General features: G+C 40.3%; 16 protein-coding genes and 1 tRNA gene. 9 read left to right on the top strand and 8 right to left on the bottom strand.

Going from position 1 to position 26,074, the window contains the following annotated elements; all coding sequences use genetic code 11:
- The first annotated feature begins 1,070 nt into the window (after positions 1-1,070).
- The 8 genes from TY03_RS15035 to TY03_RS22230 all read left to right on the top strand — a co-directional run bounded on the left by TY03_RS15035 (position 1,071) and on the right by TY03_RS22230 (position 7,841).
- On the top strand, positions 1,071-1,556 hold the full coding sequence (locus tag TY03_RS15035) for a PepSY-like domain-containing protein (protein ID WP_042371354.1): 486 nt from the start codon (positions 1,071-1,073) through the stop codon (positions 1,554-1,556).
- 121 nt (positions 1,557-1,677) lie between these two features.
- A complete protein-coding gene (sppA, locus tag TY03_RS15030; protein WP_042371448.1) occupies positions 1,678-3,456 on the top strand; it encodes a signal peptide peptidase SppA in 1,779 nt (592 codons plus the stop codon).
- Between the two features lie 11 nt (positions 3,457-3,467).
- Positions 3,468-4,604 (top strand): tetraacyldisaccharide 4'-kinase, encoded by a 1,137-nt coding sequence (gene lpxK, locus TY03_RS15025; RefSeq protein ID WP_042371353.1) that lies wholly within the window; start codon positions 3,468-3,470, stop codon positions 4,602-4,604.
- A complete protein-coding gene (locus tag TY03_RS15020) occupies positions 4,543-5,349 on the top strand; it encodes a purine-nucleoside phosphorylase (RefSeq protein ID WP_042371351.1) in 807 nt (268 codons plus the stop codon). Before lpxK ends, TY03_RS15020 begins: the two co-directional genes overlap by 62 nt.
- A 9-nt stretch (positions 5,350-5,358) precedes the next feature.
- Positions 5,359-6,393: a thiamine-phosphate kinase gene (gene thiL, locus TY03_RS15015; protein ID WP_042371349.1), complete on the top strand. Its 1,035-nt coding sequence runs from the start codon at positions 5,359-5,361 to the stop codon at positions 6,391-6,393.
- A 121-nt stretch (positions 6,394-6,514) separates the two neighbouring features.
- Positions 6,515-6,587, top strand: a tRNA-Phe gene (locus tag TY03_RS15010).
- Between the two features lie 112 nt (positions 6,588-6,699).
- The gene (locus tag TY03_RS15005) at positions 6,700-7,695 is read left to right on the top strand and encodes a site-specific integrase (RefSeq protein WP_081713112.1); all 996 of its coding nucleotides are present in this window, start codon (positions 6,700-6,702) and stop codon (positions 7,693-7,695) included.
- On the top strand, positions 7,674-7,841 hold the full coding sequence (locus TY03_RS22230; protein WP_081713113.1) for a tyrosine-type recombinase/integrase: 168 nt from the start codon (positions 7,674-7,676) through the stop codon (positions 7,839-7,841). The genes TY03_RS15005 and TY03_RS22230 overlap by 22 nt, the downstream gene beginning before the upstream one ends.
- Positions 7,842-8,009: 168 nt before the next feature.
- Here the strand turns inward: TY03_RS22230 and TY03_RS15000 are convergent, their stop codons facing one another.
- From TY03_RS15000 to TY03_RS14980, 5 genes are all read right to left on the bottom strand, one after another.
- Positions 8,010-12,731, bottom strand: a complete 4,722-nt coding sequence (locus tag TY03_RS15000) for a trypsin-like peptidase domain-containing protein (RefSeq protein ID WP_042371347.1) — start codon at positions 12,729-12,731, stop codon at positions 8,010-8,012.
- Positions 12,691-13,785 carry a ComEC/Rec2 family competence protein gene (locus tag TY03_RS14995; protein WP_042371345.1) on the bottom strand — a complete coding sequence of 365 codons (1,095 nt, stop codon included), beginning with the start codon at positions 13,783-13,785 and terminating at the stop codon, positions 12,691-12,693. Before TY03_RS14995 ends, TY03_RS15000 begins: the two co-directional genes overlap by 41 nt.
- A gap of 176 nt (positions 13,786-13,961) precedes the next feature.
- Positions 13,962-14,927, bottom strand: a complete 966-nt coding sequence (locus TY03_RS14990; RefSeq protein WP_316929670.1) for an ATP-binding protein — start codon at positions 14,925-14,927, stop codon at positions 13,962-13,964.
- A gap of 594 nt (positions 14,928-15,521) precedes the next feature.
- Positions 15,522-15,986: a phage tail protein gene (locus tag TY03_RS14985; RefSeq protein WP_042371343.1), complete on the bottom strand. Its 465-nt coding sequence runs from the start codon at positions 15,984-15,986 to the stop codon at positions 15,522-15,524.
- A 45-nt stretch (positions 15,987-16,031) separates the two neighbouring features.
- A complete protein-coding gene (locus TY03_RS14980) occupies positions 16,032-17,816 on the bottom strand; it encodes a phage tail sheath family protein (protein WP_042371341.1) in 1,785 nt (594 codons plus the stop codon).
- A gap of 781 nt (positions 17,817-18,597) precedes the next feature.
- Here TY03_RS14980 and TY03_RS14975 point away from each other — a divergent pair.
- Positions 18,598-20,181 (top strand): ABC-F family ATP-binding cassette domain-containing protein, encoded by a 1,584-nt coding sequence (locus TY03_RS14975; RefSeq protein ID WP_042371339.1) that lies wholly within the window; start codon positions 18,598-18,600, stop codon positions 20,179-20,181.
- Between the two features lie 32 nt (positions 20,182-20,213).
- Here TY03_RS14975 and TY03_RS21980 read toward each other — a convergent pair whose 3' ends face one another.
- The 3 genes from TY03_RS21980 to TY03_RS14965 all read right to left on the bottom strand — a co-directional run bounded on the left by TY03_RS21980 (position 20,214) and on the right by TY03_RS14965 (position 25,982).
- Positions 20,214-20,312: a pirin-like C-terminal cupin domain-containing protein gene (locus TY03_RS21980; RefSeq protein ID WP_262482521.1), complete on the bottom strand. Its 99-nt coding sequence runs from the start codon at positions 20,310-20,312 to the stop codon at positions 20,214-20,216.
- Positions 20,313-20,740: 428 nt separating this feature from the next.
- Positions 20,741-24,646, bottom strand: coding sequence for a TIM-barrel domain-containing protein (locus TY03_RS14970; protein WP_042371444.1), 3,906 nt, complete (start codon positions 24,644-24,646; stop codon positions 20,741-20,743).
- Positions 24,647-24,953: 307 nt separating this feature from the next.
- Positions 24,954-25,982, bottom strand: a complete 1,029-nt coding sequence (locus TY03_RS14965; protein ID WP_042371442.1) for an N-acetylmuramoyl-L-alanine amidase family protein — start codon at positions 25,980-25,982, stop codon at positions 24,954-24,956.
- Between the last annotated feature and the right edge of the window lie 92 nt (positions 25,983-26,074).

Here is a 26,074-nt window from a genome sequence, read left to right as displayed (position 1 = left end):
AGATTCCTATCTAAAAAGACAAGTCTCTCGCTCTTGTACTACTTGTATTGTTTATGTAAATCTTTCAAAGAACGCTTCTTTAAGTATGCTTCGTTTTAAAAGCGGATGCAAAGGTAAGACTTTATTTTTAAAACACCAAAACTTTTGAGAAGTTTTTTTGTTTCCTTATCACAACTTTCATTGCAATCAAAAAGACCTTTTTCTTTGCGAGTTGAATTGCAAAGATACACATTTTAATTTGATAACTCCAAATCTTTTCAGAATTATTTCAATCTACTCTTTCTCTTTTGCTTTCTACTGCTTTTATCAGAATGTCAACTAAACGACTTAGCTTCTCTTGCTAAGCGGATGCAAAAGTAGGCTTTTTACCCATACAAGCCAAACTTTACTAGCTTTTATTTTGAATAAACATGAAATTAGTTTGTAATAAGCTGATTGATAGTTGTGTTATAAAACATAATTTCAAATAGTAAGAAATAGCATAAAATGAACTACTCATTATAATATATACGCGCGCGTATGTAGAACACAAATACCTCTCGAACGAAGCTTCATTTGAGAGACAGAGAACAGTTTTAACGCAATTCACCACCCACCTGCAACACAGACATTGCTCAATCCGCCTCTCGGGTTTAATTTTCCCATTCACATTGCAATCGAGACTAATATCGTAGTTACTATATACACGCTTAAATAGCAGGCTGTACACAAGTATAGAATAAAGCAACTTTAATGTAGGGTACAAATCCCAGCAACCACGCGATCGACAGAAAAATTATTTAAGGTAGCGTATCACTGACAGCAAAACAATGCGCAAAAGGCCTTGTCCAAATCACATCCTTTGCCCACAACAATCTCTATCGTATCCTTAAATGTGATAGATTTCGGGAACAACAGCCCCCCAAGTGTGAAGGTCGCTATTTTTTGTATACAAAGAGCACCTCATTTGATAAGAGAAGCAAGCAGAAGCTTGCTTTGTTTGCATCCCCTAAAAGCAGTTATATCCGCCTAAAGAGAAACAAAAAACGAGCCGGATTGTTAGTAAACAAAAACCTCAAAAAGCAACAATCATGAAAAAGCTTAGAACACTCTTATGGGCAATGGCATTGTGCATGCCGCTTTCCGCCCTGGCAGGCTATGCACCTGCCAAAGTGCAGGCAGCACTCAAAACCATGTATCCGGAAGCTACGGATATAGCATGGAGCCGCGAAAACAACTATTACGTAGCCGACTTCATAACGAACGGATACGAAACCGACGTGTGGCTCGACGCCAACGCAAATTGGATAATGACACTAACCGATCTGGAATCGACCGACACGTTATCCCCTACGGTGTATAATGCATTCGCCATGGGCGAGTATGCAGCCGGACAAGTAGAAGATGTAACCCAAGCTACCTTCCCGAAACGACCCACAGTAATCGTCATTGAGGTGGGACAACAGAACATGGATATTAAGTATCAATTGTTCTATGCTACCGATGGTACATTGATACAAGCTGTAAATATGGGTTACGGCGATGGAAAGCTGTGGCCCGATACGTTTAACTTTTAGAAAAAATCACAGGGAAAGTTGTGACAAAATAAAAAACAATGCGACTTATGAGATAAATATGAACTCTATTATTTATCTTTGTTAGCTTTAACGGAGCTGACTCCTCAAAAACAAAATGACAATGAAAGATTTCTTTAAATTCACCCTTGCCACAGTAACCGGTATTATACTGTCAAGTATTGTTTTGTTTATTATCGGAATCGTAACGGTTTTCGGCATCGTATCGTCGGCAGATACCGAAACGATCGTTAAAAAGAACTCGGTAATGATGCTCGATCTCAATGGTACGCTCATGGAACGGAGCCAAGGAGAACTGGAACAACTCTTATCCAAGCTATCGGGGGATGAGACGAACGTATATGGACTAGACGACATCATGGCTTCGATCAAGAAAGCCAAAGAGAACGATAACATCAAAGGAATCTACATACAAGCCACCTCGCTGGGTACCTCGTATGCTTCGCTCCAAGCCATTCGCACTGCATTGGTCGATTTTAAAGAGAGTGGAAAGTTCATTGTGGCTTATGCCGACACCTATACACAAGGACTGTATTACCTTTCGAGCGTGGCCGACAAGGTGATGCTGAACCCGGAAGGTATGGTAGAGTGGCGAGGAATTGCTTCATCTCCCATATTCTATAAGAATTTGCTCGATAAGTTGGGTATCGAGATGCAAGTATTCAAGGTAGGCACATACAAATCGGCCGTAGAGCCATTTATCTCGACCGAGATGAGCCCTGCTAACCGCGAGCAAGTAACAGCATTCATCGGGTCTATCTGGGGACAAATTGTAGACGGAGTATCGACCTCGCGCAAGATTACCCCCGACTCACTCAACGCGTACGCCGATCGCATGCTGATGTTTTATCCGGCAGAGACAAGCTTAAACAGTGGCCTGGTAGACACATTGATCTATAAAAACAATGTGCGCGACTACCTTAAAACACTGGTCAAGGTAGAGGAAGACGACCGCCTGCCAATACTGGGGCTTACCGATATGATGGGCGTGAAGAAGAACGTACCCAAAGATAAGAGTGGCAACATCGTAGCGGTGTATTATGCATCGGGCGAGATCACTGATCAACCTATCTCTTCGGTCTCTGAAGAGGGTATTGTAGGTAGTAAGGTGATTCGCGACCTACGCAAACTCAAAGAGGACGACGATGTGAAGGCCGTTGTACTACGCGTAAACTCGCCGGGCGGAAGTGCCTTTGCCTCTGAACAGATATGGCATGCCGTGAAAGAACTCAAAAGCAAGAAACCAGTTATCGTATCGATGGGTGGATATGCCGCATCGGGCGGCTACTACATCTCGAGCATAGCCGATACGATTGTAGCCGAACCAACCACGCTGACCGGTTCGATCGGAATCTTCGGCATGTTTCCAAATGCCAAAGGGCTGGCCGACAAAATAGGCATCACGTATGATGTGGTGAAGACCAACCAATTCTCTGACTTCGGTAACATCATGCGCCCGCTTAACACGGACGAACAAGCATTGATGCAGATGATGGTGGCACGGGGATATGATTTGTTCGTAAACCGTTGTGCAGAAGGACGCCACATGAGCAAAGAAGCCATTGAGAAAGTAGCTGAAGGACGAGTATGGACCGGCGAAGCAGCTAAACAATTGGGATTAGTCGACGAACTTGGTGGTATAGACAAAGCACTGGATATTGCGGTGAAGAAAGCTGCCATCGAGGGCTATTCGGTAGTTTCGTATCCCGACAAGGAAGACTTTTTGACTTCGCTGCTCAGCACGCAATCGGCTAATTATGTAGAGTCTAAACTACTCAACAGCAAGCTCGGATCGTATTACAAGGATTTTAGCTTTTTAAAGAATATCGAAGAGCGCGCCATGATACAGGCACGTCTACCTTTCGAGTTGAATATTAAGTAACCCCGCACTGCATGGAGGAAAACGTTATCAAGATACACAAAGAACTCTACCCCATTTCGCTCTTATACGGAGCCGGGGTAGCCTTCCGAAACAAACTCTTCGACTGGGGGTATCTCCGGTCGAAGAGTTTTGACGTTCCTGTTATTTGCATCGGCAACCTTGCCGTAGGCGGAACGGGCAAGACCCCCCATACCGAATATCTCATAAAACTACTCCATAAGAACCACCAAGTAGCGGTTTTAAGCCGTGGGTATAAAAGAAAAACCAAAGGATACAGACTCGCTACTCCTCAAAGCAATGCAAGCGAGATTGGAGACGAGCCGTATCAGATTCATGCCAAATTTGCCGATATCCGGGTAGCAGTCGATGAGAATCGCTGTCACGGTATAGAGCAGTTGCTAGAATTGAACGATCCGAAGGTAGGCGTTGTTTTGCTCGATGATGCTTTTCAGCACCGCTACGTAAAAGCGGGACTTACTATTCTGTTGACCGATTATCACCGCCTCTTCAGCAACGATGCACTCCTGCCGGCAGGTCGGTTGCGAGAGTCGATCGACGGAAAGAAGCGAGCACAGATCGTAATCGTCACCAAGTGTCCACACGATTTAAAGCCTATCGACTATAACATCATAACCAAAGAACTTAATCTGTTTCCTTACCAACAGTTGTTCTTCTCATGCTTCCGCTATGGAAGTCTGGAACGAATTTTCCCGGAAGTACCTTCGCCCAAACCGCAAGTGCGTAAGCTGTCTTCACTACAAACCGACGAACAAGTGTTGCTGCTAACAGGTATCGCATCACCTGCTACGATCATGGCACAGATCGAAACCCACACCCAACACATCGACTTGCTGGCTTTTGACGACCATCATTCGTTTGATAAACAAGACATGCAACTGATTCGCGAACGGTTCCATCAACTCAAGGGAGATCGAAAACTAATCATCACCACCGAAAAGGACGCCACACGGCTGATTGGGCATCCCGCATTGGACGATGCGCTGAAGCCATACATCTATGCGCTGCCCATTGAAGTAGAGATATTACAAAATCAACAACATAATTTCAACCAATACATCATTAACTATGTTACAGAAAATCCAAGAAACAGCCTCCTTCCTGAAAGGAAAGATGCACACAAGTCCTGAAACCGCCATCATCCTGGGTACAGGACTAGGCAGTTTGGCCAATGAGATTACCGAGAAGTATGAGATTAAGTATGAGGAAATTCCGAACTTCCCCTTGTCGACAGTCGAAGGACATAGCGGCAAGCTGATTTTCGGCAAGCTCGGCAATAAAGATATCATGGCCATGCAAGGTCGCTTTCATTATTACGAAGGCTATTCGATGCAGGAAGTAACATTCCCTGTGCGGGTGATGAAAGAGTTGGGCATCAAAACACTCTTTGTATCGAATGCAAGCGGAGGCACCCATCCCGATTTCGAGATAGGCGACTTGATGATTATCACCGATCACATCAACTACTTCCCCGAACATCCTTTGCGTGGAAAGAACCTCTACGGCGATCGCTTCCCCGATATGAGCGAGGCATACGATAAAGCACTGATTGCACAAGCCGATGAGATTGCACGCGAAAAGGGCATCAAGGTACAACACGGGGTATACTTGGGTACGCAAGGCCCTACGTTCGAAACACCGGCCGAGTATAAGATGTTCCACATCTTGGGAGCCGATGCGGTAGGTATGTCAACCGTACCCGAAGTAATCGTAGCCAACCACTGCAAGATTAAAGTATTCGGCGTATCGGTAGTAACCGATCTGGGCGTAGAGGGCAAAATCGTCGAAGTTTCGCACGAAGAGGTACAGAAGGCTGCCGACGCTGCACAACCTAAAATGACTACCATCATGCGTGAATTAATAAACCGCGCGTAAACAAACAATATGAGAACAGAAATAGCAACCCTGGGAGAGTTTGGCTTAATCAAACACCTCACCAAGGGGATTGAACTGAAAAACGAATCGAGCCAATACGGAGTGGGCGACGATGCTGCCGTCCTCTCCTACCCCACCGGAAAGCAGGTATTGGTAAGCACGGACTTACTAATGGAGGGCATTCATTTCGACCTCACCTATGTGCCGCTGAAGCATCTCGGCTACAAAGCAGCCGTGGTGAACTTCTCCGATATATATGCCATGAACGGCACCCCGAAGCAGATAACCGTTTCGCTAGCCATCTCGAAACGGTTCAGCATAGAAGACATGGACGATTTCTATGACGGACTACGCTTTGCCTGCGAACAGTATGGAGTAGACATCGTAGGTGGCGACACCACCTCTTCGCTCACAGGGCTGGCCATCAGCATCACCTGTATCGGCGAAGCAGATAAAGACAAAGTAGTCTACCGCAACGGGGCTAAAGACACCGACCTGATCTGTGTAAGTGGCGATCTGGGTGCCGCCTATATGGGTCTGCAACTACTCGAACGCGAAAAAGCCGTTCTGAAAGGCGACAAGGATATTCAACCCGACTTTACCGGCAAGGAGTATCTGCTCGAACGCCAGTTGAAACCCGAAGCTCGCAAAGACATCATCGAGAAGTTGGCTGCAGAAAATATCGTGCCTACGTCTATGATGGATATCTCCGATGGTCTGTCGTCGGAACTGATGCACATCTGTACCCAAAGCAACGTGGGTTGCCGGGTATACGAAGAGCACATTCCCATCGACTACCAAACGGCAGTGATGGCCGAAGAGTTCAACATGAACCTGACCACCTGTGCCATGAATGGCGGCGAGGACTACGAACTGCTCTTCACCGTGCCTATTGCCGATCACGGCAAGGTATCGGAGATGGAAGGCGTTAAGCTGATCGGACATATCACCCGCCCCGAACTGGGCTATGCCCTTATCACTCGCGACGGACAAGAGTTTGAGCTCAAAGCCCAAGGCTGGAATCCACTTGAAGAGAAAAAATAACATTTTTTCTCTATTTACTAAACGCTGATAATAAACCATATAGGTTTTTATCAGCGTTTTTTATTTCGGGAACATTTGCAGATTCGGAAAGTTTCACTACCTTTGCAATCGCAAACAAGAAGGTGCCATAGCTCAGTTGGTAGAGCAAAGGACTGAAAATCCTTGTGTCCCCGGTTCGATTCCTGGTGGCACCACTTGATAATCAAAGAGTTACTTGAATAAAGTAGCTCTTTTTTGTTTATATATCCTTCGTTTTTCGCCTGTTTTAGGCTGAAAGTTCAACCAAGAGTTCAACCAGAAATTCTCATGAATACAACAGTTAACATACTGTGTTACAAGTGGAAAACACTATCTAATGGTGAGCATCCCTTAATGATAAGGGTCTGTAAAGATGGAAAAAAGAAATATCAAAGCTTAGGCGTTTCTGTTAATCCTGTCTATTGGGATTTTAAAAAGAATAGACCAAAGGCTAATTGCCCTAATAAAGAGTACATTAACAAGATTATCGCAGATAAGGAAAATGACTTCACAGAGCAGATAGTTCAACTGAAATCAGAGCGTAAACAATTTACAGTCAATAGATTAATAGAGAAGTCAACAAAGAAAGTTCAACCAAAAACTGTGAATGATGTGTTTTTGGAACAAATTCAGCGCCTTACGGACGAAAACAGACATGGATATATGCTTTCTACCAAACAAGTCTATAATTCTCTCATGGAGTTCAATAAGCATTTGGATATCTACTTTCCAGATATTGATGTGGCTTGGCTAAGAAGATATGAAACGTGGTTACGAAAGAAAGGCATTGCTGAAAACACAATAGGAATCAGATTTAGAACCTTGCGAGCTATCTATAATTTGGCAATTGAAGATAATATAGCTAAGACTGAACATTATCCTTTCAAAAGTTACAAGGTTTCTAAATTACATCAAGAAACAGCCAAACGCGCCATATCCAAAGAAGAAATAAAAAGAATCATAGGGTACAGCTCAAAAAACAAATTTATGAACTTCCCCATTGATTTGTTCGCCTTCACCTATTATATGGGTGGAATCAACTTTGTAGATATAGCTTATCTCACCAGAGATAATATTGTCGACAGCAGGTTAGTTTATACCAGACTCAAAACAGGCAAGTTGATAAAACTACCTCTGCAACTTCAAGCAATTGAATTGATAGAAAAGTACAGCAAGACGAATAGCCCTTACTTATTCCCTATTCTATCCACTTTCCATAAAACTGGCATGTCTCGCGTCACACATTCGCCTCGGAGGTATGTCTGCTCAATGGTGTCCCAATAGAAACTATCAGTCGTTTACTTGGGCATACGAATATCAAAACGACTCAGATTTACGCCAGAATCAGCGACACGGCTATCAATCGAGATATGGCAGCTCTTTCCCAAAAACTGAATCAGATGGAGAAGTTCGTGGTAAATTTCGGATAAGAATTAACAACTCATAAAGGCACCATCATATTAATAACTCCATCTCTTTGATAACAAGCTGCATGGTAAAAGTGGCAAATTGTATGAAGTCGAAGCACTATCTGAAGCTTTAGATAGTGCTTATTTATATATCAAGGCAGCTTTTATCACGTTGTCAAGAAACGAAAACTACCTCGCTAATCTTGCAATAAAGTCATCTCTTATTATAAATGATTTAGCAGATCCATTGTTAATTAAGAGGTCTAGTATACTTATAAAACTATCAGAATATATTTTGTTTGTTTTAATCTGAATACGTTTCTTATTGTCAGCGAATAGTTTAAACGCAATTTCTTCAAGTGCACTTTGACAATCAGTTAATTTCCAAATATTATCCATTAAAATACTCTCAATATCAGGCAACAAGTATGGTAAAAGTTCGTCATAACCACAAGACCTTATTAATTTCATAGTAAGTATGGGATTATTAACAAACCTAACACATTCAGACACATCTAATCTTTTTCCTCTTATACCATTCCAATTTTCTATTTCATATGGATATGTACAGATTTTCTCAAACATCAATGATTCGATGAAAATCTTAGTATTCTTTTCTCTGGAGAATGAAAACAAACAGCTCCATAACTGCCAGAAATATTTGTGAAATTTTGGATCTGCACCAATCAATACAGCCATCTCATACATTACTCTATCAAAATAATCTATTATAGGTTTATGGTTAAATTTATCTTCATTTACAATATTATATATATTGTTTATTAGCTCATTGAATATGCGTAATCTATCTTGGTTATTGTCTATGCGTAGAATACAGTTTGCGTAAATTATACAAAATGCAAATTCAGAATGTACGTTTAAATGCTGATTACCATATTTACTATTACGCATATCATAGCATATTACTTCATGTACCCTGTTTATGGCAGCGCAAATATCAGCATCTACTGACAATTGCTCATTAGGAATCATCTGAAGAGTAGATATTATGTTATTAATATTTGATGCAGATATATTTTCAGGTATTACAGAATATTCATTGTTCAAAATAGCTTTTAAATCACTGCTATCAATTTGACCTTCATTTAAATAATTAGCAACTCCCCAGATACAGGACTTATAGAAGAGAATGGCATCTTGATTAGTATGTTGTCTCAGGGATGCATAAAACCCATTTAACATGTGCTCTGGTTGGTAATAAATAACGATATTTAAAATGAGTATTTTTATATCAGCAATATACTTCTCATTTTTAACTATATCCAACATTGATGGTATCAAAGGCAATAAATCACTACTACCTAAAGAGTTATTAAAAAAGCCATTAATATTATTTACACACCAATTTTTGTGTTCTGCCCTTAAGTTATTCCAAAGAAAGACGATGCCTATACCTGCAAATTCAACGGATCTACTAAATAAGCTACTACCACTACTAATTACATCGTCTAATTTATTTTCCCAGTCAACAATAGCCACATCAACATTTCCTTTTAAGACTGAATGTACCCAGTTGCTAAGACAAACTGGCTTCAAAAATGTATCTGAATGAAACTTGTTAAATTCTTTAATATGTTCATCCACCTCAGGGGTGTGGCTTGTTTTCAACATTATCTTGTCTTCAGAAACTTGAATGAGCTGTTGTTTGCGCAAATCCATATGTTCTAAAGATATCGACCAGTTGACTTCACTTTTATCATCATTTGCAATAAAATTATCAATAATATCAAAACACTTCTGTCTATTTGATTCATCAAACGATAACTGCAATATAACCCCCCTTAATATTTCCTTTCTATGTGGTAATGAATTTGATTCTATTCTTTCTTTGGCGATAATAATATCGGTAGAATAATTTTCTGCTGCGATTTCATGTGAATATCTTGTTAAATCCCATTGATAAAATTCTCTAACTCTCAAAATCGAGAATACTTTATCACCCCAGCACTTAGGGTATGCCATTAGGACACTTGCTATAACGCTAGTAGATGCTACATTCCTGCAATTACTTAATATGTACACAAATATTTTGTCAACAAACTGTCTAACACAATCATATTCGTCACAATATTTTGCATAATCAAGCAACATTTTCTCTAATGCCATAAGAATGGCACTTAATATCTTACATTCAGCAGTAGCTCCTCGGTACATACACCAGAGTCTTTCAGAGCCTATCTGATTACACATGGATCCTTCGATCTCTATCGCAATAGACGTTAATTCCAGCGATAGATTTTCATCTTTCGACAACGTATCGAGAGAATGATTTAGTAGCTCTACAAGAAATTTAATACTATCCCAAGGGTGATTGTCTAACAATGAGAACATAGGTGTTCCCAATGCCCCCATCTTCAATATACTTAACTCTTCTTTGAATCCAAACACTTCTTCTCGCGACTTATTTCGCAAATGGAATCTGGATTTTGTAATCTCTTTTTGATGCTCCTCTTCAATAAAAACCCAAGAAGATCTCAAAATATTTATCACTGACTTATGTGCATATAGACATGGGACTTGCCAATTCTGGCTCTCTTGTATTAGGGGTATAATTTTTTCACCTAAGTATGACTCTTTATGTTCGACAGCCCAAGAGAATAGCTCCTCGGTCTCAAGAGAAACGACTCCAGAGAGCTTATAAAGAATTAATATAAGATCCTGCTGCTTATATGACTTATAACCTCCCTGTTTGTAGTGATTCAAAATTTCAACAATCAACAAACCTATGCCACGAGCCTCTATTGGGTAAGACTTATCCACAAAACAAATCTTACCACTCCAATCAATAATAAAATCTACATATACCTTGTCTTTAATATCAAATTCATCTTTGTGTTTGAAAATGAATTTAGCCATCATACACCAGATGTCCCCTGATGGTTTCAGAAACTCCATAGGAAAGTATTTCTTGCTACTTTTGGAATTTGCTAATTGCATCATGACTTCATCGGTTTCTTTGCATGCAACTTTCATTAGTAATATACATCTACGCAACAATTTCTCGTTGTCAGATATAAGCATTGAGCAATATTCTCCTAATAGCAGTTTTGTAAAATTGGACCATAAGATAACAAGCAACAACTCATCTTTCCAATACTGATGTATCTTTGAGTTAAGTGAATACTCAACAAATAGCTTGTAGTTTTCTTGCTCTGTTTCCATTTTTTGAGTTGCCCACAACCTGTATGCACGTCTGATGGATGGCTCTTTGCCAATATTCTCATAAAAAGATATGGTATTCTGTGTTGCTTGCCAATCGTTATATATTGAATTTATATGACGACATAATGCCAAATCTTCGAGGATATCATGTGCTGGTGCATATCGCTCATTATTATTTTCTTTAACTATCAAGCCATTGTGAACTAAATTGTCTAAAATATCTCGATTTACATCAATGCCGTTGATCGTTGCAAATGGCTGCATTTGGCTAGCTCTCAACATAGCTATTGCCATAAACGCTTCAGATCTATTACAAGAGATTTTTTTATCGCTTCCTTCTACTATATATTCCCATAATAACTCTCTAAAATCATTTTCAGAAATATCACCACCCACTAGCTTCATGCTTTCTATTCTGGTTATATAATCTAGATAGAATGGTACTCTAAGAATGCTGTTGATTCTAATATTTTTCTGCAAAACTCTTACTGACTCATATTTTGCAGCAATATTCAACAACTCTTCAAGTGTAATAATATCAATCTTATATGATGCAAATGAGCTTGTTATAGAGCTTAGTCTTGTTTGAATATATGGAACGGAATAACTTCTTGTTGAAAATACAATCTTAAAGTTGCCGACAGAGGTTATTAAATTAATAAAATCGATAACGGTATCCCAATGTCTTATCTCTAATAACTGCTCTGCACTATCGACATATAGTATATTAGAGCCATTGAGTACACATGACTTTAAAATTTTGTCTATTCTATTTTTCAGCCCCAAACTATTTGACAACCGCACTAGTGATTCTTTATCCAAAGAATCTGCTTTGAGAGCAAATACAAAACAACTTTCATCAGCCACATACTCATCTATAATTTCTTTGGCAATAGCAGATTTACCAGTACCTGCATCACCATAAATTATCATAACATCATTGTTCTGTATAGAGTCCTTTATGGCTGATTTAGTTTCATTTCTATCTAAGTGAGTATTGCCAATTTTGTTATTGAACCTGCCCATCAATGATTTCGAGGCACAAGAGAGTAAGTCAATATCATTTAAGATCGCATTATCAAATTCTATATTATTGAATATTACTAAAGGAAGTGCATGTTGCTCTAACATAGCATTAACTGAATTCCAATTAACGCAAAACACTCTTTTGATTTTATTATTGTATCCAAACATAAGCGCTAAAGCGAATATGCCTTGTTTATTTTCATAAAACACACCACTTCCAGAATAACCTCTTGTTAAAGAATCCGCTTCTATATCATAGACAATAGGATCATTAATTTCTAACTGCAATTGATTAATATCATCTGAATCACATTTAACAACTCCTTGAACTATCGATAAGATATTCTCGTTTGCTCTTGCTTTAGGATAGCCTGATATACGACAATTTATTTCTGTCTGAAAAGTTTGACTTAAAAAGGGAGTACAACCAACATTGCTTAATCTTGATTTTTCTACAGCTATTATTGCCAAATCAATTCCATCTGCACTTAAACACAGTACATCTATAGTTCTGTCAATAGTGTAGCTCTGCTTGTTGTATTTAATATTAATAGCTCCAATATTATCTATATATTCATTCGACTCACCACAAAGTACATGTTTAGCTGTAAATACATAATAATGATCGATTGCAGTATAAATGAATCCACTGCCCACGCTATCATTGCTTGTGCTGACCTGTGCTATATATGATTTTTCCATTTTGAAGTGATATTAATATATCTGTATTTCTAAAGTAAAATTGCGTTTTACGTACATTCTCATCTGCTTCATAGGCAAACATCTCTCGAAGTTCTTTTGTATTATCCGTGAGAAATATATTTGCTTGTTTATGCCTATTTGTGTATATGACACGGCTTATTGCTTCTTTATTCGGAAGGCAGTGATTGTTTACTCCATTCGCACTTACCACATAGTTATTGCAATTAATGATTTCTAATAGCTCATTAGAAATATTATACTTACTGCCGTGATGTGGTAATTGCATAAACTCAACGTCTAACTTATTTACGGAAGAATACCCAAGTTGCTGCAAACTTTCACATATAGTTATTGGAGAAGCATCTGCCGAGAAAATAAAATCATATCCTAAAAACCTAAAAAGACACGCAATACTACTTTTATTCCACACACTTCTATCCTCCTCGAAATGTCCATGAATCAAACAACTATATGGAATTTTATAGTCGCTCTGCTGAGCTGCTTTATATTCAATATCTTTTTTTCGATCCTTTTTTATTTGATTGGAATGCCATTTTTCCAGAAAGTCTGCGTAGTATTTTCTACAGGGAGATAGGAATCTTATATTTGCTCCATAGTGCTTAACTTCATCTGAATCATTTGTAATATTATTTATAACAGAAATTCTGTTGTTAGATAAAAATTCAACTAACTTTATGCCCTGTGGTACAGATTTCAACTCGCCGTTATCACAATTTAGAGTATAATCATCATCAATATTGTGATTGTAAAACATTTTCGTGTTAGTTGATATACATTTTTTAATCGCTGCTATATCATGTTCTAAAGCATAAAGCAAAGCTCCAATATGATCATCATCAATATGAGAAATAATCCATATGTCAATACACTCATCATTACTAATTATTTCCTCCAAGATAGGTTTGACTTTAGAGTGATATGTACTATTCCTTCCTCCATCAATTAAAATGTTATGCCACTTATTATCAATTCCATAATATCTGATGTGTATTCCATCAGCACAACCGACACTTAAAAATCTAATATACAGCATAATAAAACTAATTTATTAAACAAACCACTTGTTTTATCAATAATTACAACTCTCATGGCAGCAAAGTTCTTGGTTAGTTATATTCATGTTTTGTAAACATTACTACAAGACTCACTATTCCGTATTTTTACTAGTAAACCTCCTGAACTAATATTCTGCAGTTCGTTGCTCATCTTTTAAAACAATTCTTTTGGATTAATTTTAAGGAATTCCTCATATGGTATCCCACTTGTACCCACTATCAACATCTTATTTGGATTGAATTTATCATTAAATACTCCCATTCCTGCATTATCAGCACTTGCGCCACTTTTTACTTCTAATCCAATTACCTTATCTCCTTTCTCAAGTATGAAATCAACCTCACTATTACCTTCACGCCAATAGTAAAGATTATATCTCTCTGAAACCGAATGATTAAGCAGATGGGCTCCTACGGATGATTCAACTAGTCTTCCCCACAGTTTTGGATTTACAATAGCACTCGAATAGGTCTCTTCATCTTGCGATGAGAGTAACGCATTGTTATAAACCTGAAATTTCGGGCTGGATAACCTTTGGCGAACTACACTTCCGGCATATTTCTCCAATCCTCCCAACATACCACAATCTGACAACAACCTAAGATAGTTTGCCAAAGTGGTCGTATTACCGGCATCTTGCAATTGTCCTGTTATTTTAGTGTATGAGAGAATTTGTCCTGAATACAAGCAACCAAGCTCAAACAAACGTTTAAGGAGTGCAGGCTTATCCACACGAGTAAGCATCAGAATATCTTTAGATATACTCGTTTCAATAAGTGAATCTTTCACGTAACTTTTCCAACGCTCCTCATCGCTTATCAGTGATGCAGAACCGGGGTATCCACCAAAATAGACATACTGCTCTATTGTCCAATCAAACGCCGATTCCATTTCTGCAAATGACCAGTGACCTAAATAAAACGTCTCGAAACGCCCAGCCAAAGATTCTGTCAAGCCCTTTTGAATAAGAAGACGGGATGACCCCAATAGAATGACTTTAATGTTCACTCCCTCACGAGTGTCTTTATCCCATTGTTGCTTAACGACCTCGCTCCAGTTATCTATTTTTTGTATTTCGTCAATCACGAGAAGATACTCCGCTGCACCAGAGACCTTCATTCTCAATCTTGCCGTTTCCCAAACCTGCATTAGCCAAGCCGAATTAGTGGCTGAAATAGCATCTGCCGATTCGTATATATTTGGTGTGGAGAGTTAAGACAACAGCTGATTTACCATAGTAGTTTTACCTACTTGGCGAGGTCCAAGAATAACCTGAATAAACTTTCTAGGCTCTTCTATTCTTGCTTTAACTGACTTTAGATAAGGTCGTTCAAACATACTTTATTAATTTACTCAATACTACAAACAAATTTACTCAATATTTCTAATTCGGCAAAATTTTCGTTCAAATTATTTTCTTGAGTTCAAAAGATTTGCTACATTTGCAGTATTGGAACCAACAAAGCAGAGTGAGTAAAAACGCAAAAATTGCGAGGTTGCAAATTCGGTAGCTTTCAAAGTTTTGAAATCGTATCAACCTGATATACAGGTGGTAACAACCAAGGTTATAGTCCTGGTGGCACCACTTGATAATCTAAGAGTTACTTGAATAAAGTAGCTCTTTTTTTGTTTATATATCCTTCATTTTCGTCTGTTTTAGGCTGAAAGCTCAACCAATAGTTAAGAGTTCAACCAGAAATTCTCATAAACGAACTATAATACAATTTGGATACCCTCGTGTGCCAATATTAAAGTTTCGATAGCAGCGGAATTTCCATCTGCCTTGAAACTCTCAACAGTAATTTTCTTTGGCCATGCGTTCACCACTTCCCATGTATTAACAGGATTACCCGATTCATCGCACAGACTTATAGTCACAGTCTCACGCTGTATGGTATTTAACTTGGCCTTATTGATCCAGTTCCACATTGCTTTATCATCCTTAAAGATACCTTTTTTCAGCGTAATGTCACAAGGCTTTTTTAAGTTGGGCATTCTCAGTTTTGTAAATGCCGAACCATCTCCTACACGGTATTCAATAGTGTCGGACTCCATTTCGAGACCTGATACTTCGCTACAAGACATATCGCCTACATGCGTAACGGATACTTTGAAATAAAAACTCGGCAACGGCCATACCGGTGTATTTGCACCATGCGCTGATCCATTATCTGTCATAATCGTATATTTTTTAACTGATACTTTTTAATTGATTCATTTTTATCAACTCTCCCTCATCTGCTGCTGGAAGGTGATTTCGATAAATTCAGCTGGATGCGATACGGCCACTAGTACTCTTATTCGCATGATTCCCTCCAATATATCTTCTCCAGTCATGGTATCGCCCAGTCCAATGTGTACTTCGAAGGCATCTTCAGGTGAAGCTCCTGCTAGCCCGCCACGTTTCCACACACTCTTTAAAAAGTTCTCTATCATGCACTTCAGGTTGGTCCATGTACTGGCATCGTTCGGTTCGAATACGTAGGCACGAGCAGCATTCTTCACAGATTCTTCAAGAAAGAGCAACGTGCGACGCACACTGATGTAGCGCCAGTCCATCGAGTTGCCGTCCAACGTTCGTGCGCCCCATACCTTGATTCCTTCTCCAATAAAATAACGAATTGCGTTAATGGCTTTACCGTTCAACGGAGTATTCAGTTCAGCCTGCGCATCATCGTCAATTTCTTCCGTTACACTGTGCACGTAGTTCATAGCGACGTTGGCAGGGGCTTTCCATACACCACGACTGTTGTCCACCATTGTGTAAAGACCTGCCATGGCTGCGGAAGGAGGAAGCAAATTGAGATGCTTCTTCACACCCGCCATGGCTTGCTTATAAAGAATGGATCCATTGACCAGTGCCTGATGGAAACCATTTTTGTCAGCTACATCAGCGGATAAGATAGTGATGGTTTTCTTATTTGGAGTCACTATAGGGTTTTCGCTTACTACTACGGAAATTTTCTCACCTAAATTCTCCTTCAAAGCCTGTTCTGTCAGCTCCTCATACTTATATTCCTTATTCCCAATTGTTACCATTTTATCTTTCTCAACTGTGATAGCTGTTTTCATAAATAGTTCCATTACTATTTGCAATTGGCTGTCAGTCTGCAAAAACTTCATTCTATAGGCGTATGCATTTGTAGTCCATACAAACATATTTCCTGTCAAATCCCTATCGCCCAATACGGAAGCGTTCAGCCACGGAAAGTAAGCTGCTCCATAAGACAAATAACTACTTCCTATACTCTCCCGAAAATTTTCTATCCGGGTATTCAAGTGACCATTGCTTAGGTATTTGGGCGATACGTCAAGAATAGTGAAGCGGTTAGTCATTTTTCCACAATGTTTCAGCATCAATTGCTGTATATTGAAACATGTCTCGTTCTCTACCGCCTCCGGCACTATAATCATGGTTACTTCCTGTATTTTCTCCAAAGCTTTTAAAGCTGTATCCACTTTCTTATCGTCCAGCATCACCTCACTAGCAGGACCATAGCTTCCTATTGATACGATATAGCAAACATTGCCTCCATTGGCAAAGAACAGCATCATGTTGTAGTATAGGGTATATTTATTATCTCCATTTATATAGAAAGCATATCCGACAGACGTATCTTCACCGCTTTCATCTTCTTCCTTTCCAACGTTATTTCTGAATATTACCTTTCCTTTTTCTCCCAATGGACATACACAATATTTAAAAACCTTGGATACAGGCTCAGACAGTGTATCCGACAGCGTCTTTCCCATATTCTTTTGCTTTTCCGACAGATAAAAATATTTCTTTATATCTACCGTAAACTTAACTTCCGGTGCTCCACCGAAATACTGCATAAACTCGCTCATCGACGAGATTCTCCAAGGAACATTCATCAGGCTGTCATTTCCGTTCACAGCCTTCTCGGTATAGCCAATAAAAGCAGGAATGGCGGTTGCAGCTTCCACTACTGAATAACTAAAGGCATTTTCAATTTTGATGTAAACGCCTGGGGGATGTCCTTCCATAATTTCAAATTTAATGGTTTATAATCGATTCAATTTTAGATGTAGCCATTTTGTCAATATCCGAGGACTTTTGCTCGGGCAACTTCTATCAGCTACTCCGTCAAGTGCAAATGAATAGCAAAGGTGACATCTATTTTTTAGTTAGCACATAATTACCAGCACATAAACATTCAATAGGCAGAAATCGTTCCAATCAATGCATACGTTTATTAGACAGACTTCCAATGCCAGTAATTTCTTCCGTATCGACTAATAGCCGACGTATTCGGATTCTGAAATCCATTCCGTCTACTTCAAACGTTGGCGCAGACCAAGTAAATTTCAACATACCAGATATTCGTCAAACCGAACAACATGGTGTATCAATCTATTCTTTATCAGATTCTTTATTAGCTGGCTCAAATATAGCAAAAACCCATTTTACATCAAATAATTTTATGAAAATTATTGTCTGATACAAATATAATCATTGCGTCGCACAGACATATTATCAATAAGGATCAACATCTTTTGTCACTTCGCCATAAGATACTAAAGTAACCGCCCCCTCAACCATCTCTATTGATTAAGATGAATGATTTACCCCATTCATTTTCAGATAAAAGCAGAAAACATTTGGTAAATTGCAATATAGATATTAGTTTTGTACCCGAATCAAAAAAATACCGCAATGAGAATAAATAATTAATAGTTGGTTCTAAGAAAGCCGACACTATACAAGAGATAAGTTAGCTATCGGTTTAATAGCCTTTTTGTAGAGGCTCCTATTAATTATTTACATATGAGTATTATTCTTAGTGGTGTATCTTTCCACTATCACAATCAGCATCCATTATTTGAGTGTGTAAATCTATCTGCTCCTTTGGGTCGCAAAGTTTCTATTATTGGAAATAACGGAACAGGAAAATCCACTCTTTTAAAACTAATTGCCGGAGAACTGCATGTCTCTTCCGGTAGTATCCATTGTGCTTCAACTCCCTATTATATTCCACAGCAGGTAGGCATAACGGGAATATCCGTTAGCCAAGCATTGGGTGTATCCGACAAGGTAGAAGCACTACGTGCTATTTATAGCGGTAGCGACAAGTATGAATATTACGATCTATTAGCTGATGACTGGGATATAGAATCTCGTAGTCGCGCAGCACTAGATTCGTGGAAACTATCCAATATCGAGTTCACAACACCTATTCATTTGCTTAGTGGTGGCGAGAAAACTAAAATATTTCTTGCAGGCATATCTATTCATCAACCGGATATTATCCTGCTTGATGAACCAACTAACCACCTCGATTATCGCAGTCGACAACAGCTTTACGAACTTGTTTCTGTTAGCAAAGCAACGGTAATAGTTGTCAGTCATGATATCACTTTATTAAATTTACTCGAAGAAACCCATGAGCTTTCTCCTACAGGACTAAAATTATATGGTGGAGATTACGATTTTTACAAGGCTCAAAAGACAATAGAAATACAAGCCTTGAATCAGCAAATCGAGGCAGAAGAAAGCACATTACGGCTGGCACGCAAAAAAGCTCGTGAAACAAAGGAACGACAAGAAAAGAGAATCAATCGAGGAGCAAAGGCTGTAGATGGGATGCCTCGCATTATTCTGAAAGGCAAGCAGGATAAAGGAGAAGAGACAGCTGCCAAGCTATCTAAAACGCATACTAGCATTACACAGGCCTCGCAACATAGTCTCACAGATCTACGCCGAAAACAAAACATTAAATGCGACTTAAAATTGAATTTCGACAATTCAAGAATACAGCATGGAAAACGATTGGTTACTGCTCAAGGAATTAATTTCAAATATGAGCAAGAAAAATTTCTTTGGCACACTCCCCTTGATATTGAAATCCGGAGTGGAGAGCGTATTCATCTACGGGGCAATAACGGTACAGGCAAAACCACTCTCTTAAACCTATTGATTGGAGAATTGCAGCCAAGTACGGGCACGATACAAAGAGCGGCTTTTTCATTCGTATACCTCGACCAAGAGTACAGCAAAGTTAGCACCTCACAAACATTGCTGGAATTGGTACAGGAGTATAACCATAAGAATCTTTTGGATCATGAAATAAAACTGCGGCTTCACCGGGCATTATTTCCTAAAGAGGTATGGGATAAGCCTTGCAATGAGCTAAGTGGAGGCGAGAGAATGAGGCTATACCTTTGTTGCCTGATGATCTCTAATCATATACCCGACCTATTTATTCTGGACGAGCCCACTAACAACCTTGATCTGTCAAGCCTTGCTATCCTTACTAATACAATTAAAGATTATCGGGGCACACTGTTAGTCATCTCTCATGATAAACATTTTATTGACCAGATTAATATATCAAAAATAATTGAGCTATAAAATCCTTAAAGATTGTACTCTCACCTTGATGTTTAATCTTCCAAATACCCAAATTTCCCATTATTAAAATAGTCAAAGACCTGTATTAACTCATCCCGAGTATTCATCACGAAAGGACCATAAGGTGCTATTATTATCTGATTGACAGCAGAATGGCAACCTTATAAAGAATAAATAGTTCGAGACTAGTTATCAAAAGAACAAGTATCATTACCTAGAAGTGAAAGATGAAAAGAAAAACAGATCAAGCAAAGAAAGAAACAGATACGATGAGCAAAAGGGAAAACAGCTTATAAACAATTGTATATAAACCACTTAAATCATTTACACCAAGCATATATCATAGTCATTTTCGTTGTTTGAATAAGAACTATTTTAACGCTGCGTTAAATATATAGTTTTGGTATGCAAGAATACGTACTCTTTGGTGCCAAAACTACATACTCTTACACAAGAGGTTATCCGAATCGCTAAATAGTGTATACGCACAAAAAAATGGCTGCCACAGAATATACATTCCATGGCAGCCAACCTTCTTATTATTTACAACAACTCGTTTTTAAAACTTATGTGTATTCAACTGCTTATCGACCAAGAATCCGCTGAGCGGTTTCAAACCGAACGTTACTTTTCGTTTGGCTTTAAGCTTCAGTACAAACAGATCGGCAGAGCCTTCAAGAGCTTCTTTCCGGCCTACGTTTACAAAAGTAGGATACAATACTTTCGAGCCATCGGTATGCAGCCTGTCGTTCGTCAAGTTTTCCATCTTTTTCATATTCAATGGCTGTATGCCGACAAATTCATAATCCTGCTGATTGTAAGGTAAGGCAAAACTAATCGCATTGACCGAAGAGAGGTTGATGCCTTTCACCAGCACGTCGATGGTTTCGTCTTTTGCATACACTTTCTTGGCAGTGGTCAGTTCAATGGTTCCACCTACGTGGATAGAATCTTTGGCTGCCTCTGCGTTGGCCTCTTCTTCATCTGCGGCACTATCGTCCTCGTCGGTAAGTTGGGTAGCCACGATTGAGATATCGTAAGCATCGATTAAATCGTTCTTATTGATATCGCCGTTGCTGATATAGCCTTCGAAGTCGGCATCGCCTTTTCTCAATCCGGTATAGTTGGTATAAGAGGTCAAGTCGTTCTTGTCGATCTTGCCGTCGTTATTTACATCTCCTTGCAGATAGCCTTCTGTGCCGGGCACTTTGAATACATAAAGCTCCCTGCCCGATCCGTAGTTGCCTACACCTTCGGTAACCAGCAGCTTGATGTAACGAGCCGAGGGATGTCCTGAGAAGCTAAATACCTTCACATCTCCGTTGCGCTCCCAAGTAAAGGCGCCCGCCTCTGTCCAGTTCTCCTTATCGGTGCTATAAGCTACACTGCCTTTGAGTAGGGTTCCGTTGCCACCATCGGTACGGGGCAGGTAGTGGAATTTATCTAACTGGTTGACTGTTTTCAGGTCGATAACCATTTCGATTGGCATGGCATTGACACGATACTTTGTGTGCCAGTTATCACCCGACTCATCGAAATTGAACAAACGATCCACACCAAAGCCTCCTTGATTCTTGGCCGATGTTTCGGCTTCGATACCTTGAATGGCAAACTCCAACGGATTTGATTTAGTGGTGACACCAAACTCCGTCCAGTCTGAGTAACCGTCTTTGTTGACAGCGCGCAGCTTAAAGCGATAGGGTGTTTCGGCAGACAATCCGTCGAACAGCAATTCGGTATCTTTGATCGTGGTATAAAGCATGCCGTTGAACTCTATTTCGTAATAATCGGCATTGGCTATTTTATTCCAGGTGGGTTTCAGCGTATAGGCTTCGGTGTTTTCAGGGGTTATCTGTGCCCTGAGCGAACCGGTAAGTGCGCCCGACGACACACGTTGTTGGTTGGCAGGAGCAAAGACAAAACCTTCTACATGAAGCACAGTGGCTTGTGCAGTAATATCCGAAGCAGCCAATTTAACGCGTACCTGAGGATTCTTAGTTATCACAACCTTCTCGAATTCGCTGCCTTTGGTAGCAAACTTATTCAGATTGGGTGTTGCGTCATAGAAATAAGTATTCTCACCGGCCATGAACTGCTCCATCGAAGCAGCTTCGACCAGCTTCACTTTCTTCCGACCGATCGTTGCCCATACTTTCTTGGGCTGTTGGGTTACGTTGATGGTAAACTCGGTTGCTTTCTCTTTGACAAATCCATCGAAACTACCGGTAGTGGGTGCCAAAGTGATCGTTGCACGACCTTTGTTATCGACAACCGATTCGATGCGAGTCGTTGCACCCTGACCCAGTTTGTAGGCTTCCGAGGTTCCATCGTCATCGTATTCAACAAACGAAGTGGTTCCATAGGGGTAAAGCTCGTACATACGTACGTTCTTATTGATCTCCGATACATTGTTGTTGGGGTTCGTCAGGGGGATGATGGCTCCGTTTTTCACAAAGACGGGCAACTTCCACAAAGGAGATGCAAAGGAGTTCAGGATACAATTTCCTTCGTACAGCTCTCCGCTGAAGTAATCGACCCATGAACCTTCGGGCAGGTAGATGCCGTTGCGGATATCGTCGCCCTTGTCATTGGCCTTGGTAACCTGATAAATGGGGGCAACCAACAGGCTGGGGCCATACATAAACTGATATTGAGTAGCCATGCCTTGGGTATAGGCATTGGGGTATTCGAGGAACATTGCTCTCATCATCGGCAAACCATCGACAGCCTCTCTGGCAATGCTATAGGCATAGGGCATCAACTCCGATTTGAGTTTCAGATACCATCGGTTGATAGAGGTGGCAGGCTCTCCCAATGCATGCGGATATTTTTCGTTCGATCCCCATCCATCCATATTGAGTTGCATGGGGGTAAAGGTTTTCCATTGAAAGTCGCGTGTGTTTACCACCAGGTTCTTACCGCCGAAAATACCGTCCATATCCGAACAGATGTTAGGTTGTCCCGATAGTCCCGAACCGATGTAAGTGGGGATGTGGAAACGAATATATTCCCATACGCCACCCGTTTGGTCGCCCGACCATATACCGGCATACCGTTGTGTTCCCGCCCAACCATCGAGTGAGATAATAAACGGACGGGCATCATTGCCGTAGTAAGGCATGATATGGCCTACATCGGCTACTCCGTTCAATCCGAACGAATAGCCGGCTCCTACCCAGGCTACATCGGTTTTCAGTACGCGTACACCTGCATCTCTCACCTCTTTCACGATATCTCTTTGCAGCAAAGCACTGATCTCGGGTTTGGGGTGCAAGTCCGATTGCGTCCACAAGCCAATCTCTACTCCGTTCTTGCGAGCATAATCGCCGAGGCTTTTGAGGTTTTGAATGTTTCCGTCCAACGTTTCGGTCTGCCCGTATCCGGCACCATAACCATCGTTAGGAAGCAACCATCCAAAGGGCATATCGTGATTCTTATACCGATCGATCACCGCACGAGCGGAGAACTGGTAGTTATTCTTTTCGCCGTTGAGCGACTCTTTGACTCCACCGTTATCTTTTTGGCTCTCTTTGTAACGCTTACCGTCTTCGAACAGAATCCCTTTTTCGTCTTCCTTCCAGAAATCGCGATTATAAGCATTGAGGTGTCCTTGATAAAAACCGAATTTAGGGAGCAATACCGGGTTTCCGGTTAGCTGATAGAAATCATTCAACAGAGCAACTGCTCCGTCGTTTATCATATAAAACACATCGAGATAGTCGGTTTCATGACTCAACTTCACCTTTCCTTGTTCGGTGGCACCAAAGTCATACTGTCCTTTCTTGAACGTATACCACATAGCGGCATATCCTCCCGTAGACCAATAATAAGGGTTTGGCGAAGCCACTCCCCCATCCGTCCAGCTATTCTGGTTCTCAATCGAAATAACCTTCCCTTTGTGCGAAAAGCGTCCGTTCTGTATACCGCCCCCATAAAAATACTCTTGTGGATTCTCTTTCAGCGTAAGCTGAACTTTGCCTTTTTGAAACGATACCGGTGCTATCTCTTCGAGAACAACTGTATTGGTAGCCAGGTTGGTGACTTTCAGAAGCGAAGTCTGCTTATCCAGCTGCACCTTCACCGTACCGGTAGTCATGGATATAAGACCACCTTCATCATTTAATGTTAGCTTTGAAAGAGATTTTCGAGGATTATTCACCAGAATCTGAGCTTCGGGCTTGGCTTGGGGATCTCTGATAATCCCTCCCGAATTATCCTGAAATACCCTGAAGATATTCTCTCCGTAGAAGTCGAATGCCATTCGCTGGTTATCAGAAAACAGTACTTCAATCGTAGTCGGATTGATTTGTTTCGCACTGACAATAGTCACACGTTGTTGCGCTACTGTGGTTGTACTTTCCTGCCTTTGCATTGCCTGAACAGGCGTAAAGGAAGACATCAAAGGCAAGGCGATCATAAGCAAAATTGCTTTTTTCTGCCTACAATGGCCAATTAAGTTTTTCATGTTCTTTTGCATTAAATTGAATGTGCAAAATTACACAAAAGAGTTTATAAAAAGATCATACTGACAAAAAAGATATAAAAAAAGGCTATCTTCCCAGACAGCCAATCTTTGTTAACCTTAAATCTAATACTATGAAAAACACAGTGCAAAGGTAAGCACTTTTGCGTGAATAGCAAATTATACAAGCAAAAGAGGCTATATTATAACACGGTTTAAGAGATTACCTTCGCGATTAACAATTCAGCCTTTTCTTGTTAACAATTAACACATTTATATACACATCTCTTGATATAAATCAATTAGCAAACTACTGTGCTGCATCCTTTAGAAAGCCCTCGGTTAACCATTTGGCAAGTGCCTGACGGTTTGAGCTCATCACAAAGCGCTGTTGGTCAAAAGAGTTTTGAATATTGCCCAACTCAACAAAAACAGAAGTTGGCCGGGCATGAGACAACACAAAAAGGTTACGACCACTCACGGTACCGGAGAAGCCCCGGTTGGGTTGATGCTTGTCGTATTTCGACTCAAAAGTATCTTTCATCGTGTTGGCCAGTCGCTTACTATCTGCTTTTTGCGTGGAGTGATAGAAGAAAACATCGGTTTGTTGCTTCTTACTACGACTATCCACATGAATAAAAATGGCACGGCAATAACGGTACTGTTTACGATCAACACGATAGTGCGCGTTGATCTTGTCACATCGTTGCTGCAAACGCTTGACCTGGTTCAGGGGGATGGCATCTCCCATACACGTTTCGCGTTTACTATTCGAAAGGTAAGGCTCATCGCGAATACCGTCTTTTGCATCTTGAATGATGATGCGCACTTCAGCACCCTCGAGCATCAGGTTGCGTGCCAGTCGCAAGGCAATGTCGTAGGCATATTCATCTTCGTGAAGTTCTCGGTTGCCTACTTTGCCGATAGCACCCGGATCGGGACCGCCATGCCCACTCACAACATAAAAGCAAGCATTGCGCAAGCGCGTAGAAGTAGGTTTAACGTGAGCCGATGCTTTGCCAAAAAGAGGCTCGTTGAAAGTAGATTTTTTAGAACGGGCTTTCGTAGAGGAAACATCGCTTTGCACGTCCGATCTTTGTTTCTCGCGAAGTGGTGGCAACACATAACTAACACCTAGTTTAAGTGTCTCGCTCTTCCCTAACTTCTTACGGTTTAATTCGATAAATGATTTCTGATAGCGCATTCCACTGCGATGATGGCGTTCGAGAAAAGTCGATATTCCCTCTCCACGCCTTGGAGTAGCTCGCTCCTGAGCAAAGAGTGACAGAGGGAATATAACCAAACACAGGAATGCCAACAAACAAATTTGTTTCTTCATACTTACGATATACAATGTCATATTTGCGAGCAAAATTACAATAATTTTAGCTACTTTTGCGCCATATTCTCTTTATTTAAGGTGTTCAATCA

The sequence above is a fragment of the Bacteroides neonati genome, from assembly GCF_000499785.1.
GTDB lineage: Bacteria > Bacteroidota > Bacteroidia > Bacteroidales > Bacteroidaceae > Bacteroides > Bacteroides neonati.
Note: the sequence above shows the minus strand (reverse complement) of the source record. Positions and strands in the feature narration are given on the sequence as shown.